The 17518-nt window shown below is 38.7% G+C and carries 17 protein-coding genes; 9 read left to right on the top strand and 8 right to left on the bottom strand.

Annotation, left to right across the window (positions count from 1 at the left end):
• Nucleotides 1-303: hypothetical protein (locus IJF99_RS07350; RefSeq protein WP_292793695.1), on the top strand; the 303-nt coding region annotated here is incomplete at its 5' end.
• A 188-nt stretch (nucleotides 304-491) separates the two neighbouring features.
• Here IJF99_RS07350 and IJF99_RS07345 read toward each other — a convergent pair.
• Nucleotides 492-1679, bottom strand: coding sequence for an ATP-binding protein (locus tag IJF99_RS07345; protein WP_292793693.1), 1188 nt, complete (start codon nucleotides 1677-1679; stop codon nucleotides 492-494).
• 564 nt (nucleotides 1680-2243) lie between these two features.
• Between IJF99_RS07345 and IJF99_RS07340 the strand changes: the two genes are divergently transcribed.
• Both IJF99_RS07340 and IJF99_RS07335 read left to right on the top strand, forming a co-directional pair.
• On the top strand, nucleotides 2244-3470 hold the full coding sequence (locus IJF99_RS07340; RefSeq protein ID WP_292793690.1) for an FprA family A-type flavoprotein: 1227 nt from the start codon (nucleotides 2244-2246) through the stop codon (nucleotides 3468-3470).
• A 9-nt stretch (nucleotides 3471-3479) separates the two neighbouring features.
• The gene (locus IJF99_RS07335) at nucleotides 3480-3893 is read left to right on the top strand and encodes a ferritin family protein (protein WP_292793688.1); all 414 of its coding nucleotides are present in this window, start codon (nucleotides 3480-3482) and stop codon (nucleotides 3891-3893) included.
• A gap of 46 nt (nucleotides 3894-3939) precedes the next feature.
• Here the strand turns inward: IJF99_RS07335 and IJF99_RS07330 are convergent, their stop codons facing one another.
• The 4 genes from IJF99_RS07330 to ileS are packed head-to-tail and all read right to left on the bottom strand — an operon-like array spanning nucleotide 3940 to nucleotide 11718.
• A complete protein-coding gene (locus IJF99_RS07330; protein ID WP_292793686.1) occupies nucleotides 3940-5070 on the bottom strand; it encodes a site-2 protease family protein in 1131 nt (376 codons plus the stop codon).
• Between the two features lie 16 nt (nucleotides 5071-5086).
• A complete protein-coding gene (glp, locus tag IJF99_RS07325) occupies nucleotides 5087-6304 on the bottom strand; it encodes a gephyrin-like molybdotransferase Glp (protein WP_292793683.1) in 1218 nt (405 codons plus the stop codon).
• 23 nt (nucleotides 6305-6327) lie between these two features.
• Nucleotides 6328-8469, bottom strand: a complete 2142-nt coding sequence (gene purL / locus IJF99_RS07320; protein ID WP_292793680.1) for a phosphoribosylformylglycinamidine synthase subunit PurL — start codon at nucleotides 8467-8469, stop codon at nucleotides 6328-6330.
• Nucleotides 8470-8478: 9 nt separating this feature from the next.
• Nucleotides 8479-11718, bottom strand: coding sequence for an isoleucine--tRNA ligase (gene ileS, locus IJF99_RS07315; RefSeq protein ID WP_292793677.1), 3240 nt, complete (start codon nucleotides 11716-11718; stop codon nucleotides 8479-8481).
• Nucleotides 11719-12017: 299 nt separating this feature from the next.
• On the opposite strand from ileS, the gene IJF99_RS07310 reads away from it, so the two are divergent.
• The 3 genes from IJF99_RS07310 to IJF99_RS07300 are packed head-to-tail and all read left to right on the top strand — an operon-like array spanning nucleotide 12018 to nucleotide 13133.
• Nucleotides 12018-12140 (top strand): hypothetical protein, encoded by a 123-nt coding sequence (locus IJF99_RS07310; RefSeq protein ID WP_292793674.1) that lies wholly within the window; start codon nucleotides 12018-12020, stop codon nucleotides 12138-12140.
• Nucleotides 12118-12783 (top strand): DsbA family oxidoreductase, encoded by a 666-nt coding sequence (locus IJF99_RS07305; RefSeq protein ID WP_292793672.1) that lies wholly within the window; start codon nucleotides 12118-12120, stop codon nucleotides 12781-12783. Before IJF99_RS07310 ends, IJF99_RS07305 begins: the two co-directional genes overlap by 23 nt.
• A 59-nt stretch (nucleotides 12784-12842) precedes the next feature.
• On the top strand, nucleotides 12843-13133 hold the full coding sequence (locus IJF99_RS07300; protein WP_292793670.1) for a DUF192 domain-containing protein: 291 nt from the start codon (nucleotides 12843-12845) through the stop codon (nucleotides 13131-13133).
• On the opposite strand, the gene IJF99_RS07295 is transcribed toward IJF99_RS07300, so the two are convergent.
• Nucleotides 13119-13811, bottom strand: a complete 693-nt coding sequence (locus IJF99_RS07295; protein WP_292793668.1) for a dihydromethanopterin reductase (acceptor) — start codon at nucleotides 13809-13811, stop codon at nucleotides 13119-13121. The genes IJF99_RS07300 and IJF99_RS07295 overlap by 15 nt on opposite strands.
• A gap of 1 nt (nucleotide 13812) precedes the next feature.
• Nucleotides 13813-15084 carry a serine hydroxymethyltransferase gene (gene glyA, locus IJF99_RS07290; RefSeq protein WP_292793665.1) on the bottom strand — a complete coding sequence of 424 codons (1272 nt, stop codon included), beginning with the start codon at nucleotides 15082-15084 and terminating at the stop codon, nucleotides 13813-13815.
• A 158-nt stretch (nucleotides 15085-15242) separates the two neighbouring features.
• Between glyA and IJF99_RS07285 the strand changes: the two genes are divergently transcribed.
• From IJF99_RS07285 to IJF99_RS07275, 3 genes are read left to right on the top strand one after another with little or no spacing between them, the layout of a single operon-like run.
• Nucleotides 15243-15479 (top strand): type II toxin-antitoxin system PrlF family antitoxin, encoded by a 237-nt coding sequence (locus IJF99_RS07285; RefSeq protein WP_292793662.1) that lies wholly within the window; start codon nucleotides 15243-15245, stop codon nucleotides 15477-15479.
• Between the two features lie 52 nt (nucleotides 15480-15531).
• Nucleotides 15532-15654, top strand: coding sequence for a hypothetical protein (locus IJF99_RS07280; RefSeq protein WP_288266971.1), 123 nt, complete (start codon nucleotides 15532-15534; stop codon nucleotides 15652-15654).
• A gap of 12 nt (nucleotides 15655-15666) precedes the next feature.
• A complete protein-coding gene (locus IJF99_RS07275; RefSeq protein ID WP_292793655.1) occupies nucleotides 15667-16053 on the top strand; it encodes a type II toxin-antitoxin system VapC family toxin in 387 nt (128 codons plus the stop codon).
• A gap of 2 nt (nucleotides 16054-16055) precedes the next feature.
• On the opposite strand, the gene IJF99_RS07270 is transcribed toward IJF99_RS07275, so the two are convergent.
• Nucleotides 16056-17225, bottom strand: coding sequence for an MFS transporter (locus IJF99_RS07270; protein ID WP_292793653.1), 1170 nt, complete (start codon nucleotides 17223-17225; stop codon nucleotides 16056-16058).
• Nucleotides 17226-17518 lie beyond the last annotated feature (293 nt).

The following is a 17518-nucleotide window of genomic DNA, read 5'->3' as shown; positions in this document are numbered from 1 at the left end:
ACTCTATTGGCATTAGTTCCTGTTTATCTGGGATTATTTGAAACATTTATACATATAATAGGCATCAAACTTCATAAAATGGAAAAGCCTTACACTCCAGGTTTAATCACAGCAATGTGTCTTGGACTAACATCAATAATTTCATTGCTAAACCTTTCCAACAATAACCTCCTTCAAAGCTGGGACTATGTATGGGGAATATTAATAATGTTTTTATGTTTTGGTGCAATGCAAAGAACTGTCATTGCAATTTATGGCCTAGGATACAAAGATTTAATTGCAAATTTAAAAAATAATCAATAAAATTAATAAATAGCACTAGTATTAGTTATTGATGTAATCTTAGCATTAATTCACAAAAAATACAAAATGTTCGTATAAAACCTATGATATAGTTCGCATGCTTATCTTTTTAACACCCCCGAACTCTAGGATAATTTATTTTGTAATAATTAAAAAACTTTTAAAAGCAAATCCAAAACTAATGCTAATTAAATACTTCTAAATGGATATATTCCATTCTTTTCATAACAATTCTGAAGCCAATAGGTGAGTATTGGGTCAGTAATTTGGTATTTGTCATTTACATATTCAATTAAGTCAAAATCAAGCAGACGATTCAATGGCCTATTAAGTGATCCGCTTGTAACCTCTAAAGTGTTTGCTATTTCAATTCTCTTTTTAGGGTTTCCAACTAAAGAAATAATTATTTTTTGTTCTTGAAATGTTAATTTAGACCACATGAATATAAAATGTACTGCAAGATAATCAATCGAATCCTTAAATAACTCAATAATGTTATTTTCTGTTAAGGTTATGTTTTCTGGAAGAATTTTTGCAAATATGTTGATGTAATAAGGTATTCCTCGAGTACATTTGTAAAATCTTTCAAATCCCCCATCATCCAGCAATATGTTTCTTGGAATTGATTCGATGTATTCCCTTGTTGTTTGTTTTGAAAACGGATGGATTTCAATTGTTAGCATTCTTCCTCCAAATGCACCTTCCTTTCCATTTAAATCATTGATTAAACTGTCTTTCAAACTCATACTTCCACAAAATAAGTATGCCACATTTTTTTGGTTTTGAATGAAACTACGCATATACCATGAAAATTTGTCTACATTGTCTAAATCTTTAATCAATTGGATTTCATCAATGAAAATGAATACTCCTTTTAATTTGTCACTATTGTCTTCGTAAATTTTTTGGGGCAATTCCATTACAAAATCAGCTAATCTTGCATAATTCTCCTCACTTTCAAATACTGGTACTGGAATGTGTTCATAAGATAAAATCTTATCTATCTTGAATTTATTTGTTTTAAAGTATTTTTCTATTTTCTTGTCAAGTGTTCTTAAGCCGAATTCTTTAGAAGCTTTTATTATTGCATCATAGATTATTTTGATTATGCTGCCTCGACTTAGCTTTTTTTGTTGGTATGCATTACTTCTTGACAGATCAATATCTACTACCAAATATTCCTTATCAAATTTATGTTTAATTTTTTTGATGAGTGCTGTCTTTCCTACTCCCCTAATTCCAGTCAATAGTATAGTGGGGGATGAATTGAATTCAGTGCTTCCTAATAGACTTGACAGCATATTAATTTCATCTGCCCTGTTGTAGAATTGTGTTTCAGTTAAATTTGTATCTGTAATGCTTGCAATTTCATCCATGTTTAACCCTCATATAATGTAATTTGCATTATGTATTATAACATAATGTAGTTTTAATTATATAATTAATTTTTCATTATATATTGTATAATAATGTATTTTTCATTACATATAATCCTATGTTATTGAAACTTGTTTGATAATACTCATTGTGGATTGTGTAAGAATGTTTCAAAGATTAAGTCAAAATCTCCAACCCGTTGAATATTCCTAACACCAAAATGTTTAGTATCAGGCACCAAGAATTCACCACAGGAATTAATTATTTCAATTGAATAATCAATCATTTTAAAACATTTATTTTTTATTTTAAAAAATTTAATTTAATATTATTTTAAATTACGAATTTTATAAGCTTTTTGTTTTAAATAAATACAAAATTATAAAGTTAAAGCAATTTTACAAAAGTAGAGCAATTTTTATAAAAGAAATTTCTTAAAGACAAACTCTATAAAAATACGAATAATTCGTATAAAACAAAACTATATATAACAACAATTTCAAATAATTATTAAATTCATAGCTGAAATTATGGATTTAAACCAAAAGATTGGAGACTAAAAAATGAAAGCTAATGCGCAAAAAATAGCCGATGGAGTATACTGGATTGGTGTACTCGATTGGGACCTCAGAACCTATCACGGTTACACATTAGACGGAACCACATACAATGCATACATTGTATTTGGAGAAGACGAAGTAGCGATTATCGATAACGCTTACCCTGGTAAAACCAAAGAAATGATGGCTCGTATCGACGATGCCTTCGCTCAAGAAGGAAGGGAAGTGAAAGTCGACTACATCATTCAAAACCACGTTGAAAAAGACCACTCAGGCGTTTTGGTGGACTTGCACAAAAGATTCCCTGAAGCACCGATTTACTGTACAAAAATAGCTGTAAACGGCTTGTTAAAGCACTACCCTGCACTTGAAGGAGCAGAATTCATCACCGTAGGAACCGGAGACAGCCTTGATGTCGGCGGAAGAACATTGGCATTCCTTGACGCATTCCTATTGCACTGGCCTGACAGCATGTTTACCCTGCTTGCAGATGAAACCGGCATTTTATTCCCTAACGATGCATTCGGCCAGCACTTGTGCTTCACCAAAAGATTCTCAGATGAAATTCCTGAAAACGTCCTGATGGATGCGGCACAGAAATTCTATGCAAACCTAATCACTCCTCTTTCAAAACTGGTGCTTAAAAAATTAAATGAAGTGGTGGAATTGGGCTTGCTTGACTCAATCAAAATGATTGCCCCTTCACACGGCCAGATCTGGACCGACCCTATGCAAATCATTGGAGCTTATCAAAACTGGGCAACAGGCGTATGCGAAGACAAAATCACTATCATCTACGACACCATGCACTACTCAACCCAACAGATGGCCCATGAGATTGCTGAAGGCGCAATATCAGAAGGTTATGATGTGGAAATCTTCTTCCTACACGAAGACGAAAGGTCAGAAATCGTGAAAAGCATCCTGACAAGTAAAGGAATTGCTGTTGGAGACCCTACCATCAACGACGTCCCATATCCAAGTATAGGAGACATCATGTACTACTTAAGAGGGTTGTTATTCAACAGAACCGGCATCGTGAGAAAAGCCGTTACCTTCGGTTCAATGGGTGGAAAAGGCGGAACACCTGCAATGCTTGCTGAAGAGTTGAACAACTGCGGATTCGATGTTGTCGACACCCAGGAAATTACATTCGTACCAACCGCTGAAGAGGAAGAGGCAAGCTATGAATTAGGTAAAAAATTAGCTAAAGCATGTAAAGAATTATGATGTGATAATATGGTAAAATACGAACATGAAATCGGAATTACAAAAGGAACTCCTGTAGAAAACTATGTGGCCGGAAACTTCGAAGGAGAAACCAACGAAGTGGGAATTTACCTTGCCATGTCCAGACAAGCTTCCAGAGAAGGCTATGGGGAACTTGCTGAAGTATTTAAAAGATTGGCATGGGAAGAAGCTGAACACGCAGCAAGATTCTGTGAAATGAACGGAATCATCAAACCTACCCTCAAAGAAAATATCGAATGGATGATGGGTGGAGAAAAAATGGCTAACGCTGAAAAAAGGGAAGCTGCTGATAAGGCTGAAGAGGCAGGTATTGAAACTGCTGCCGACTTCTTCCGTGAAAGCTCCAAAGACGAAGGCCGCCACTACAAAATCCTGGAAGGAATCCTTGAAAGATACTTCTAAATCGAAAGAATTGAATTATTCTTTCACTTTTTCTTTTTTTAAAAAATTAGATAAAACCCGCCAATATGCTGACAATGATTATCATCGCCATAACCCCAGAAAGAGCATTGACAATCGGCTTGTAGTGTTCTTCTGATAACTTATAGCTGAGCAATATCTCAACCATGTATCCGCCATCCAACGGCTTGAGCGGCAGAAGGTTAAACAACCCGATTCCCAAGTTTAACATTGCAATCCATTCAAACAGCTCGGCAAGCTCGAATAAAATCCAAGGCAGAGGTCCCAAACTGTCGTCGATTAACTCGAAATGTTTATTTGCCTGGATTCCGAAAAATCCCCTGGATTCATTGCTTGGATTTTTTCCAAGGGTTACATGATATGTGCCCTGATCCGTTTTAACCGTTACGTTATCGCCTGGAGAAAATGAAGTTATAATCTTACTATAATCATCAGAACCGTTAATATGATGATTATCTATAGCTTCTAAAACCATGCCCTCTTTCAATATCCCTTCAGATGGAGAGTCTGAAACTATCCTGTCTATTGCAATTCCGTCTTCATGGAAATAGTGCGGTATTCCGACAGACACCAATGATAAAAGTACCAACGCTATCAATGCAAGTGTCATATTAGCTATTGAACCGGCCGCATAAACCCTAAGCCTTGAAGTCCTTTTTGCCTCTTTCAATTCATCTTCGTCAGGCTCGACGAATGCCCCAGGAATGATTGCGAACAGCAATAATCCTATTGATTTAATTGAAATCTTTTCTCCGACTGCCTGTATGCCGTGGGAAAATTCATGTACCACCAAAACTGTAGCCAGGGCGATTAAACCATAAACGAATGGAACATATATCGGTGATCCCGGAACGTCAACCCCCGGAATGACAATTGAAACCGATGGGGTTTCAAAAACAGACGGCAGTGTCGATACTATCGTCCATGTAATGAAGATCATGGCGCCAAATGCCACGACAATTCCAACATTCATGTACCATCGCCAGAATGTTGGTGAAATGTTGGAAATTTTGGATATCAGTCCCCTTAACTTTTGTGTTCTCCACATTATTACCGGGAAGTTAAGTTCGACTCCATGATTTGACAGTTTTTCATGGAATATTGCAACCAATATCCAGATGATGGCAAAGGCTATCAAATAATAATAAATCCCATTCATTAAAATGCACCTTTACTTACCAAAGTAGTGAATCGAATAAGACAACGTCAACTATATCGTCCTTCTGGTATCCTTCATCATTTTCGTCAATGATGATATAGCTGTTCGCCTCAACCATTGACCTGATTATGCCAGAACCCCTGTTGAGAACATGCTTTGCATGCTCGTCATCTGTGACTGCACGTATGAAATCTGTCCTGCCCAACTGTGAAGGTATCTTAAGCTGTGAAGTTCTTTTAACGATATGGAAATCAAATGACCTGCCTTGCATTTCAAATAAATATTTTCTGGCAAACATGTCAAACTGAGACATTGCCGCAACAGGCTGGCCTGAAAAAGTAAAAATCAATTTGCCGTTGACGATTCCTGCACCTGCAGGTTTGCCGGGCCTTATTGCAACGCCATGGAACAATATCTCGCCTATATCATCAACCACATCAAGGACAACGTCACCCTTACTTATGGCTGTCCCCCCTGTGGTCATGATGACATCATAATCCTCACTGGCCTCCAGAATAGCCTGTTTTACCTCATCGAATGTGTCACCGGCACGTCCAATGTCTGCAATCGCACCTGAATCCTCAACCATCGCCTTTATGGTGAACTGATTTGAATTGATGATTTTGGCATTGTCAATTTCCTCCTTTGTAGGCTCCACCAATTCATTTCCTGTAATGATGATTTTAACCCTTGGCTTTTTGAACACCCTGACGGTGTCATAACCCGCTGAGGCAATCAATCCCAATTCCTGATATCTGATGAAGGTATTCTTATCCAGGATTTTTTGACCCTTTTTGATGTCTTCGGATTTGGGAGAAATGTTTTCGCCGGGAGTAACTTGAGAATAAATAGTTAAGTCATCGCCGTCAGTTGTAGTGTATTCCTTCATTAAAACCGCATTTGCCCCTTTAGGAATAGGAGCACCGGTAGCTATCACTATAGCTTCATTTTGACTGACTTCTTTTGATGAAAAATCCCCCGCACCAATCGCGTCAATGATTTTAAATTCCTTTGGTGCGGACTGGCCTGCACCGAATGTGTCTTCAGCAATCAATGCGAATCCGTCCATTGCTGATTTGTCGAACGGTGGTGAATCATGAAATGCAATGATATCTTCAGCCAATACCCTTTTGTGAGCGTCATAAATGGAAATCTCTTCGGTTTCTGTGACCGCTTGATTGTCACAGATAAGCCTTATGGCATTGTTTAACGATTCCAGTTTTGAAAAAAACATGTGTAAAAACTCCCCCAACGATATTATGCCATGTATTTTTCGATTACGCCATGATATGCTTCATTCAATTGGTCATAACTGAATTCATGATTATTCACAATGAGTGATGTGCCTTTGACTTCACCAATGACTTCAGCCTGAACATCAATCTTGCTTAAAATATCGTCCAATGCATCGGCCTTGACTGTTAACAAGTATCTTGCATGACTTTCTGAGTACAGCAATTGTATCTTATCCAGTTCCTCATCCACTAAGTTCACTTCGCATCCCAATCCTGATTTGATAACCATTTCTGATAATGCGACGGCAAGTCCTCCTGCTGAAACGTCGTGAACAGCTGTGATGTTCTTATCCTTGTCATTAGAAATCAAATCAAGAACGCATTGGCCGTTTGCAACTTCTTCATCAATCCTGATTTTTGGAGCGGTTCCTTTTTCTAATCCATGGATAGCCCTGTGATATTCTGAACCTGTCAACTCATCATAGGTTTTACCGATTAGAATGATCTTGTCCCCTTCGTTTTTGAAATCCATGGTTCTTATGTTTTCAATGTCTTCAACACCAATGACGCCAACTGCAGGAGTTGGATTGATTTTGATTCCTTCGGTTTCATTGTAGAAACTGACGTTTCCGCTGATGACCGGTGCATTGAATTTCTCCGCTACAAGACTCATGCCCTCGATGGCGGTCTTGAATTGCCATAGGATTTCCGGGGTTTCAGGGTTTCCAAAGTTGAGGCAGTCAACAACCGCATATGGGGTTGCTCCCATAGAAATTACATTGCGTATTGCTTCTGCAACACAACCTCCAGCACCATCGAACGGAGATAGTTTAGTATGAATTGTGTTTGAATCAGTGGTAAGTGCGATAGCTGTATTTTCATCAATTCTTAAAACAGCTGCATCATCCCCTGGTTTTACAACTGTTCTGACTTGAACTTCATGGTCGTATTGTTTGTAGACCCATTCTTTTGAAGCGATGTTTGGAGATGATAATAATTTAGGTAGAGATTCATGAAGACCAGGATCTTTAAGAACAATCTTTTCTGTATCTTCAGGAATTTCCTTAATTGGCCTGTCGATTGAAGGTGGGTCCGCTAATAAAATGGTTGGCAAATTAGCAATTTCCTCACCGTTGTCTGAAATGATCATGTTGTTTCCTTCGATTACTTCACCGATTACTGATGATACGATTTCATGCTTATCACAGATTTGCTGTGCCAGTTCAACATCCTTAGGGTTTATGACAAATACCATTCTTTCCTGGGATTCTGAAAGCATGATTTCGTATGGAGTCATTCCTGTTTCCCTTAAAGGAATTGCACGTAAATCTACTAATGCTCCATTTTGGGATGAATCCACCAGTTCTGAAATACAGCAGGTAAGACCTCCCCCACCTAAGTCCTTAACACCGCTGACATTGATTTTTTCCAAGATTTCCAATGAAGCTTCAAGAACTCTTTTTTTGGTAAACGGATCGGCCACCTGTACCGCAGGTCTGTCTTCCGTTTCTGAATCAGAGGTAAGTTCTTCTGACGCGAATGTTACGCCGTGTATTCCGTCACGGCCTGTGGTTCCTCCCATCAAAAGGAATACATCGCCGTGATAAGGCGCCTGTGCACGGACAATCTTGTCCTTTTCAACAAGTCCCACACACATTACATTTACTAAAGGATTTGTTCTGAAGGATTCGTCAAACTCGATTTCACCTGCAACGGTTGGAACTCCTACACGGTTTCCATAATCGGAAATTCCTTTAACAACATGTTCAAATAAATATCTTGATTTTTGATCTTCTTCAAGAGGTCCGAAACGTAGGGAGTCCAAAAGTGCAATTGGCATTGCTCCCATTGAGATAATATCTCTTAATATTCCTCCAATACCTGTTCCTGCCCCTCCATAAGGTTCAATAGCTGATGGGTGGTTATGTGATTCCATTCCAACTGCCAAAGCATATTTATCGGTTACGCTTACAAGTCCGGCGTCGTCTCCCGGACCTAAAATAATGTTTTCCCCTTCGGTTGGAAAAGCTCTTAAAAAGGGTCTGCTGCTTTTGTATGAGCAATGTTCTGAAAACATTACATCCAACATTCCCTCTTCCAGTTCATTCATTTCCCTGCCGAGGATTCCTTCAATATATTCGATTTCAGAGTCAGCTAAAGTCATGTCAAACACCTAATTTTTTATTGAAATAATTACTTTTTCACCTTCAATATCCCATTCCTTGGTATAATCATTTGAATCTTTACTGCATTGTTCTGTATCTGATATTATTAAGCTACGTGCTCTTATCTCATGAGATATCATTTCTGATTGCGGAACAATCAAGTCCTTGAATTCGGATGATGTTTCAATGCTTACATCAATGTTTGCTTCGACATCTAAATCCAAGTCCTTCCTCATATCCTGAACCCTTCTGATTAGTTCACGAGCCATTGCTTCCTGTCTGATTTCCAATGTGACATTAGTATTTACAAATACGTTTCCACCTTCGAATTCTGATGATACGAAGTCATCCGGAAGTTCTGAATCAAACAATACTTCTTCGGCATTCAGTTCAATGCCTTCGATTGTAACGGTACCATTTTCTTCAAGTTCGGCTTTAATTTCATTACCATCAGCCTCTTTTAGGCCTTTAACAACTTTGCCCATGTCGCCTTTAAGTTTAGGGCCTAAAATCTTAAGGTTAGGTTTAGCATTATATGATAACTTTTCAAATTCGCTGGCACAAATTACATCTTTAGTATTTGATTGGTCTTTGATGATGTCGGTCAACTCTTCAATAGCCTTCAATACTTCTTCATCTTCGGATACAACTGTAATGTCTGATACCGGCCATCTGAGTTTATATTGTGCCATGTCTCTTGCCCTTATTGATGCTTCAATCACTTCGCGGGCAACATCCATTTTATCCTCTAACTTTTTATCAATTTCAGCTTCATCATATTCCCAGTCAAGCATATGAATACTTTCAGCCGCATCAGGATTGATGCCTTTGACAAGGTTTTCATATATTTCCTCTGATACGTGAGGAGCTATTGGACATAATACTGTAATCAATTTAACAAGAGCTGTGTACAGGCTGTAATATGCGCCTAATTTATCCGGATCATCGCTTTCAACCCAGGTCCTTCCTCGGATGAGCCTTACATACCAGCGGCTCAAGTCCTCAAGTATGAAATTATTGATTTTTCTTGTTGCATTGTGGAAGAATAATGCGTCGAGGTCTTCTGAAACTTCTTTAATCAATGAGTTTGCCTTTGATATAATCCATCTGTCTTCTGAGCGTAAGATCATGTCGTCTTCAGTTAATCCAATCGGATTGAAGTCATCGAGTGACATGTAGGTTGTTGAAAATACATAAACGTTCCATAGGATGTTGAACATCTTGTTGATGTTGATGAGCTCTTCCCATACGAACTTCAAGTCATCCCATGGCTTTGAGGCCCATAACAGGTAGAACCTTAGTACATCCGCTCCGTATTTCTCAATTACCTCTTCCGGAGCAACTACATTACCCAATGATTTGGACATCTTGTTTCCGTTTTCATCCAAAACGAATCCGTGCATCAGCACTTTCTGATATGGACTTTGACCCATAGCGATTACTCCTGTACCCAGTTGTGAGTAGAACCATCCTCTGGTCTGGTCGTGGCCTTCTGTAATGAAGTCATAAGGGAACCAGTCTTTGAACTTTTCCTTTTCTTCCGGATAGTAAAGTGAAGCCCATCCAGCAACTCCTGAGTCGATCCATACGTCTAAAACATCCGGAATTCTTTTTATGGTTTGGCCACATTTGTCACATTTGACTTCAACTTCGTCTACATATGGCCTGTGGATGAGTTCTGAATCTGTAACATTGATTTCATTAAGTGACTCTTCCTTCAATTCAGCTAAAGAGCCTATTACCTTTAATTCTCCGCAGTCAGGACATTCCCAGATAGGTATTGGTATACCCCAGTATCTTTGCCTTGAGATTGTCCAGTCACGTGCATTGTCCACCCAATCGTAGAATCTGCCTTCACCGGCCCATTTAGGTACCCATTCGACTTTTCCGATTTCATCAAGCATTTTCTGTTTGATGTCGGTTACCTTAAGGAACCATTGTTTGGTTGCACGGTAGATGATAGGGGTTTTGCATCTCCAGCACACACCGTACCTGTGCTCAATGGTTTCCACATGATACATCAGGTTTTTGGCCTGCAGGTCTTCGATGATTTGCTGGTTTTCATCTTTTGTGAACTTGCCGTCATATTTTCCTGCTTCTTCAGTGAAGCATCCGTCCTCACCGACAGGACAGAATATCGGCAAACCGTTTGCATGACCGACTTCAAAGTCGTCCGGACCGTGTCCTGGTGCTGTGTGTACAAGACCTGTACCTTCGCCGAGCTCTACGTGGTCTCCAGGAAGGATTGTGTGAACCTTTTCTATTTCTGCGTCGAATTCCATTTGCTTTGGAATTTCGTCTGCTAAAATGTAATCATAAGCCAAACCGACTAAATCTTGGCCTTTGACGGTCTTTATGATTTCATACATTACCTCTTCCTCTTCGATGATTTTGTCTTCCTCATCTTCGGACTGCGCAGGTATTTTGGTTCTGTGAATCTTAATTCTTTTGCCTAAAACGTCTTCCATGAGGTTTTCGGCTATGATGTAGGTTTCACCATCTTTTAAAACATAAACATAATCAAATTCTGGGTTTACACAGATTGCAAGGTTTGCAGGCAATGTCCATGGAGTTGTTGTCCAGACAAGGAAATAGGTATCCTTTTCGCCTGTCACTGGGAACTTAATGAAAATGGAAGGGTCTTCCTTTTCCTCATATTCTATTTCGGCTGCTGCCAGTGCGGTTCCGCAGTGAGGACACCAGCTGATTACCCTCTGGTCATTCAACAGTAAATTTTGCTCATTTGCCCTTTTAAGCATCCACCATGAGGATTCCATGTATTTAGGGTCAAGTGTCATGTATGGGTCATCCCAGTCCATCCAAACTCCCAATTCGTCGAATTCCTTTTCCATCGCGATTTTGTTTTCAATTGCGAATTCCCTGCATTTGTTTACGAATTTGTCAATTCCGATATCCTCTTCGATTTCCTGTTTGGATTGGATTCCCATCAGATGTTCGACTTTATTCTCGATCGGAAGCCCGTGCATGTCCCATCCGGCCTGCCTTCTTAGGCTGAAGCCGTTCATGGACTTGTATCTCAGGTATGAGTCCTTGATGATTTTGTTCCATGCTGTACCTAAGTGGATTTTGCCGCTGCAGTATGGCGGACCATCCAAAAATGAGTATCTAGGGCCTTTTTCCCTTAATTCATTAACTTTCCTAAAAGTTTCTTCTTCTTTCCAGAACTTTTGAACTTTCTTTTCTATCTTATCATGATTGTATGATTTTTCAGCCTCTTTTATTGGCATTTTAACTCCTCAAAATATGATTATGTTTAATAATTTATAATATGTATTCTTTTGTTTAAGATAATAAATAAAGGTTGTGGAAAAACAGTGAAAATCGGATTTAATCGATTAAATTGAATTATTGTTGAGTGATTTTGATGGCTTCGGCGATGGGACGGCTATTGAGATTGGGGTTGTGTGATTTTGAAAATATTTTTACCTCACCAAAACATTATTCGCTTCTTCACCTTTCAGAAAAAATCGGCGAAATTAAAAGCACTATGACAAAATAGATATAAAACAAAACCCAAAGTAAGACCATGGGATTCATGAGAAAATACAATTCACTTTTCAAGGCAGTGGACAACATGATAAAGCTCTATAAGATTGCCAAAAAGAAAGATGAAGAGAAGAAGAAAAATGAGGATAATACATTGGAGTGACTTCAACTGCCCTTATTCGTATATCGGACTGAAGCGATTAAGCGATGCGGTTGATGAACTTAATTTAACCCCTGAATGGGAATTGAAGGCCTTTGAACTTGAACCTATGCTAGATACTAAACCAACTACATCAATGATTATTCGCCACGCCACAAAATTCGCAATCACCCCTTCCAAGGCCGAGGAGGAAATGGCTGAAATTGATGAGATAGCCAAAAGCGACGGGCTTGACATCAACTACAAGGGAACTCAGATGACTTCCTCAAGAAATGCCCATAGACTAACAAAATTTGTGCAAAGAAAACACCCTGAACATTCACAGGAACTTATTTTTAAGATTTACGAAGCCAATTTTACCAAAAATGAAATAATAGCTGACATTGACGTTTTAACAGGCATTGCAACTTCAGTCGGTCTGGATGAAGATGAGGTAAGGTCTGTACTTTCAGGCAATTCCTACGACCTTGAGGTTGATCTTGACATGGAGGATGCCCGCTTCAACGGACTCAATTCCGTGCCGTTCTATATCCTCACATACAATGAGGAACAGCTTTCAGTGCCTGGCGCCTTTGAAAAGATTGACTTTAAAATTGCCCTTGAAGATTTGATAAGCGGCAAAATCAGATACAAAACATTCATTTAAATCAATATTGCTTTTAAATCATTATAAGCTTATATATTTTAAAATCAGATACTATTTTTATGAAAATAATTTATGCAGACACTTTCTTCAAGCGTTTCATCGGCCTGATGGGAAAGAAGGACTTCAAGGACTGCCTGGTTTTTACAGATTTGAAGGGCTCGTCAATTCATTCGATGTTCATGAGATTTGAGATTGACGTCTATTTCATCGATGAAAACGGGACCGTTTTTGAAAAGGCCTCACTGAAGCCGTGGAGATTTTACCGGCCGAAAAAACAGGCAAAATACATTTTGGAAACTGAAAAAAACAGGTTGAAATTAAAAATAGGAGATAAATTAGATTTTATCTAAAATATCTTCAGGACTTTCAAAGATTTTAATGTCATCAATACTGGCTAATTTACGGGTGTTTTCAATATCGATGTCTCTCATATAGATTGTAATGATTTTACCTTCGGAAATTGCATCATTAGGACATGTGTTCCTGCACAATCCGCAGCCGATACATTTTGTCAAGTCGATTTCGGAATGTGGAATGATGGCTCCCTGTTCACATGCCAGGCTGGCAACGCAATCGTCGCAGTTTTCACACTTGGACAGTTCGATTTTTGACGGCAATACCGTATCGATTGGTCCGGGATGAATGTCTACAGGCACCATATAGACAGGTACGGCACCTTTACCGGCCTGAGCAACCGCATTAGTAACCAGAGTGTCCGCTATTCCATAGACTATCTTTGAAACCGTATTTGCTGTTGCCGGCGAAACTATTAATAGGTCGTATTTTCCCAATGAGAGACGACCGGTAATTGGATATGAAAATTTTTGGTTGGAATCAGTAGCCAATTCACGATATTTGCCACCGGTTATGCTGACAACACTTTCATAAAGCCCGTACATCTTAAGGACTTCCTCAGCTGCCCCTGACAGGAATACTGTGACTTCGTGCTCCTTGGTCAATGAAAGAGCAACTTTTACTGATTCTCTTAGTAAATGACCGGCGCCGGTAAATGCAAATGCGATTCTCATTTTAATCTAATGTGTGATACTGATAAGCTTCTCTGTCGGAGAATGCGTAATCGAGTTTTGTGTATTGGTTCATGAACTCAGCAACTTCATCGGCGATGTCTTCCTTGTCGACTGCAACACGTCTGATGAATTCTGCAACCTCATCCATCTCTTTTTCCTTCAATCCTCTTCTTGTGATTTCCTGGGTACCTATCCTTATACCGGATGGGTCATCGGAGTTGTCCCTATTATCGCCTGGCAAGAGGTTTTTGTTTAGGATTACGTTATTGTCAGCCAGTTCCTTTGCAATGTCGGAAGCTGATCTGATGTTGGTCAAATCGACTGCGATTTGGTGGGATTCTGTGAATCCTAATTCTTCACACAGTACGTTGAATCCTCTTTCATACATTGCCTGACCTAATGCCTGTGCGTTTTTGATGGTCTGTTTTGCATATGCTTCACCGAACTCGAGCATTTCAGCTGTTGCAATTCCTAAACCAAGCAAGTGGTGCAAGTGGTGGTTGCTGACAACACCTGGGAATACCGCATTGTCGATGATTTCCTCGTTTTCCTTACTTGAAAGGATGATTCCTCCTTGCGGACCAGGGAATGTCTTATGGGTACTTCCCATCATGAGGTCTGCCCCTTCCTTGAGAGGTTGCTGGAACTGTCCACCTGCAATAAGACCCAATACGTGTGCACCGTCATACATTACGGTAGCTCCGACCTCATCGGCAGCTTCACGAGCTTCCTTGATTGGGTGAGGGAACAGGAATAGGCTTCCGCCGAATAAAACTATTTTTGGCTTTTCCTCTAAAATCTTCTTGTTCATCGCATCGATGTCGATGTTCATTACGTTCTTGTCCAGTGGGTGGAAAACTGTTTTGAGCCCGCGGATACCAGCGGCGCTGACGTCTGCGTGGGAAATGTGACCTCCGGAAGGCACTTCAAGAGCCATTACCTTTTCGCCAGGCTTTGCAAAACCGAAAAATGCCGCAAGGTTTGCTGTTACACCTGAAACAGGCTGGACGTTTGCATAGTCACAGTCGTATAATTTGCATGAAAGCTTTTTGGTCCTGTCTTCAACAAGGTCGACGTATTGGCATCCTTCGTAGAACCTTTCGAATGCCTGTCCTTCTGCGTATCTGTGAGCAAAATCAGTTGCTAATGCTTCTGTAACCTCTACGCTTGTCACGTTTTCAGAAGCGATCATATTGATACTGTTTCTCATATATTCCGTATGTTTCTTTGCTATATCTTCAAAGTTTAAAATTTCATCATGATAATTAGCCATTTACTACACCTAATATCCAATTATATATTTATGATTTAATTTATGTTCATCTTAGAATATAAGATTTATGAAAAACAAATAGTTGAAATCATTTTAACAAGATTACATGAATAGTTTTATATAGTTAGAATTTTAAACTATAGTTAGGAAGTGATACAATGGTTAGTGTAACAAGCATATATGATAAATTCCAAACAGTCATACCCGTTGAGGTCAGAAAGGAGTTTAATCTCGATAAATCCTATAAAATCGAATGGAAAATTACTGATGACGGCAAAGTTGAATTGGAATTCATTAAGGAACTGAGTTTGGACGATATGGTTGGAAGATACTCCACAGAAGAACCGATAGACTCCGTCAAATTGAAACATGATTTTAAAAATGGGAAAATCTGAAATTAGGAAAAGCTTAAATAGTTAGGTATACAATATAATGTTAGGTGATAAGATGAATATCGGCAAGAAAAGTAAAACAAAAAACGAAGCTAAACTTAGTTTAGAAGATATGATTGGCAGATACAAATCCATAGAACCTATCAACTGTGTAGATTTAAAGCATAAATTGAAATAGGGGCGTTTTAACTTGTATTTCTTAGACACCACATTCATAGTCGGATTGCTTGTATCCACTGATCAATGGCATGAGCCTGCAGTTGAAATTTATAACCAGATTAAAAATGAGGAGTTGGTTATCTCAAAATTGGTAATAGCTGAAACCATAACCATATTAAAAAATAAGCTAAGCACAAAGGATATCCGTGAAATCTACAGAAATTTGCCTAACATGTTTAAAATAATCGAAGACACCCCATTTTTTGATGAGACAATGGAAATATTCATAAAATACGATTCGGAAATATCATTTTTTGATTCCATGTATGTCTTCCTAATGAAAAATGAGAATATCTTGAAACTGGTAAGCTTTGACCATGACTTTGACAGGGTTGATGGGATAATCAGAATCCATTAATCCTATTTTTTGAATTGATTTTTTAATGGTGTCTTCAAAACCAAAATGACATAAACCATAAAAATAAATGCGACAAGTAAAAATATTATTCCCCCAGTAAAGATTGACATTACGCCAAAGCCATCGACCAAAAATCCTCCGATTGCAATACCAAGGGCGATTCCACCGTTCAAGACACTTAGAAATATGCCGTTGGCAAGTTCTGGAGTGTCGGGCAGAACTGACGCCTCTATGTATTGAATCAGGTTATAGCCCATGCCGTCCAATATTCCGAATATCAAAATCAGCATCAGGACAGGTATCAGATAATCTGCAAAGGCATACATTCCCAAAAACACTGCTGCGCACACCAGCTGGAAAACGATCAGTGTTGCCTTGTCCCTTTTTGCAATCATCTTTCCGCCAAGCCATGTGCCGAAAATGGAGATGACACCATAGGCAAAAAGGAAGATGCTCAACCTGTATGTATAGACATGGCTGACTGTCTGCAGGAAGTATGGAATGTAGTTGTAGACGATGCTGGCGCCGATTGGCATCATTATGATACCGACAGTTGCCAAAACGAATTCCTTTGACTTTAGACTGGACAGCGGCATTTCATAGCTTTTTGACTCGCCAGGTATTGTAGGGAAGAATATTGCAATCAATATTAATGTCATGAGATTGAATAGGAAAATCCAGCTCATGGCGACCTGATATCCGAAAATTGTTCCCAAACCTGTTGTTATCGGCAATCCGACAATGCTTCCTATTGAAATGCCAAGCAGAATCCTTGTGATGTAGTCCTGCTGCTGATTTTCCGGCGCTATCTTTTCGCAGAATGTCAGGGCGATTGCGATGAATGCCGGATAGAATACCGCTGAAAGGATTCTGAAGAAGCCTGCAATGTAGATGCTTTCCGTGAAAATGATTACGAAGTTTGACACCGCAAAAATCCCGAGTATTGCAATGAATGTCCTTTTGATCTCGAACCTTGAAAACAGGATAGGTATGAATAGCCCCGCTACGGCAATCGTGAATGTGAAGGATGAAACGTATAATCCGGAAACGGCAATGGATGTTGCAAAATGATCGGATATCTGAGATATCATGCCTATTATGCTCAATGGAGTGTTAATTCCCATTGTTGAAAGCATCAATATGTATAACAGCACTTTTGGATTATGGTTCATGTAGATTCCTCATTTAATAACAATAGTTATGTAAAAAATAGCATATAAATTTTGAGAAATTCTGAATTTAAAAAAAAAGGAGTCTGTAAAATTTTATAGGCTTCTTTCAAATTTAATTTTTTACACTTGAAATTTCACTTCGATGAAAATTTGTTCTAATTTTTCTTTAATTTCAAAATAAATGATTAAAAAATAGTAAATTACTTAAATAAGCGAGGACAAATTATATTTTATGCCTAATATAAATAAATCTGCCCTCAATAATAATTTAGACTTCATACAACTTAAACTTT

The organism is Methanobrevibacter sp. (assembly GCF_017406825.1).
Classification (GTDB): Archaea; Methanobacteriota; Methanobacteria; order Methanobacteriales; family Methanobacteriaceae; genus Methanocatella.
This window is presented reverse-complemented; position numbering and strand designations above follow the sequence as displayed.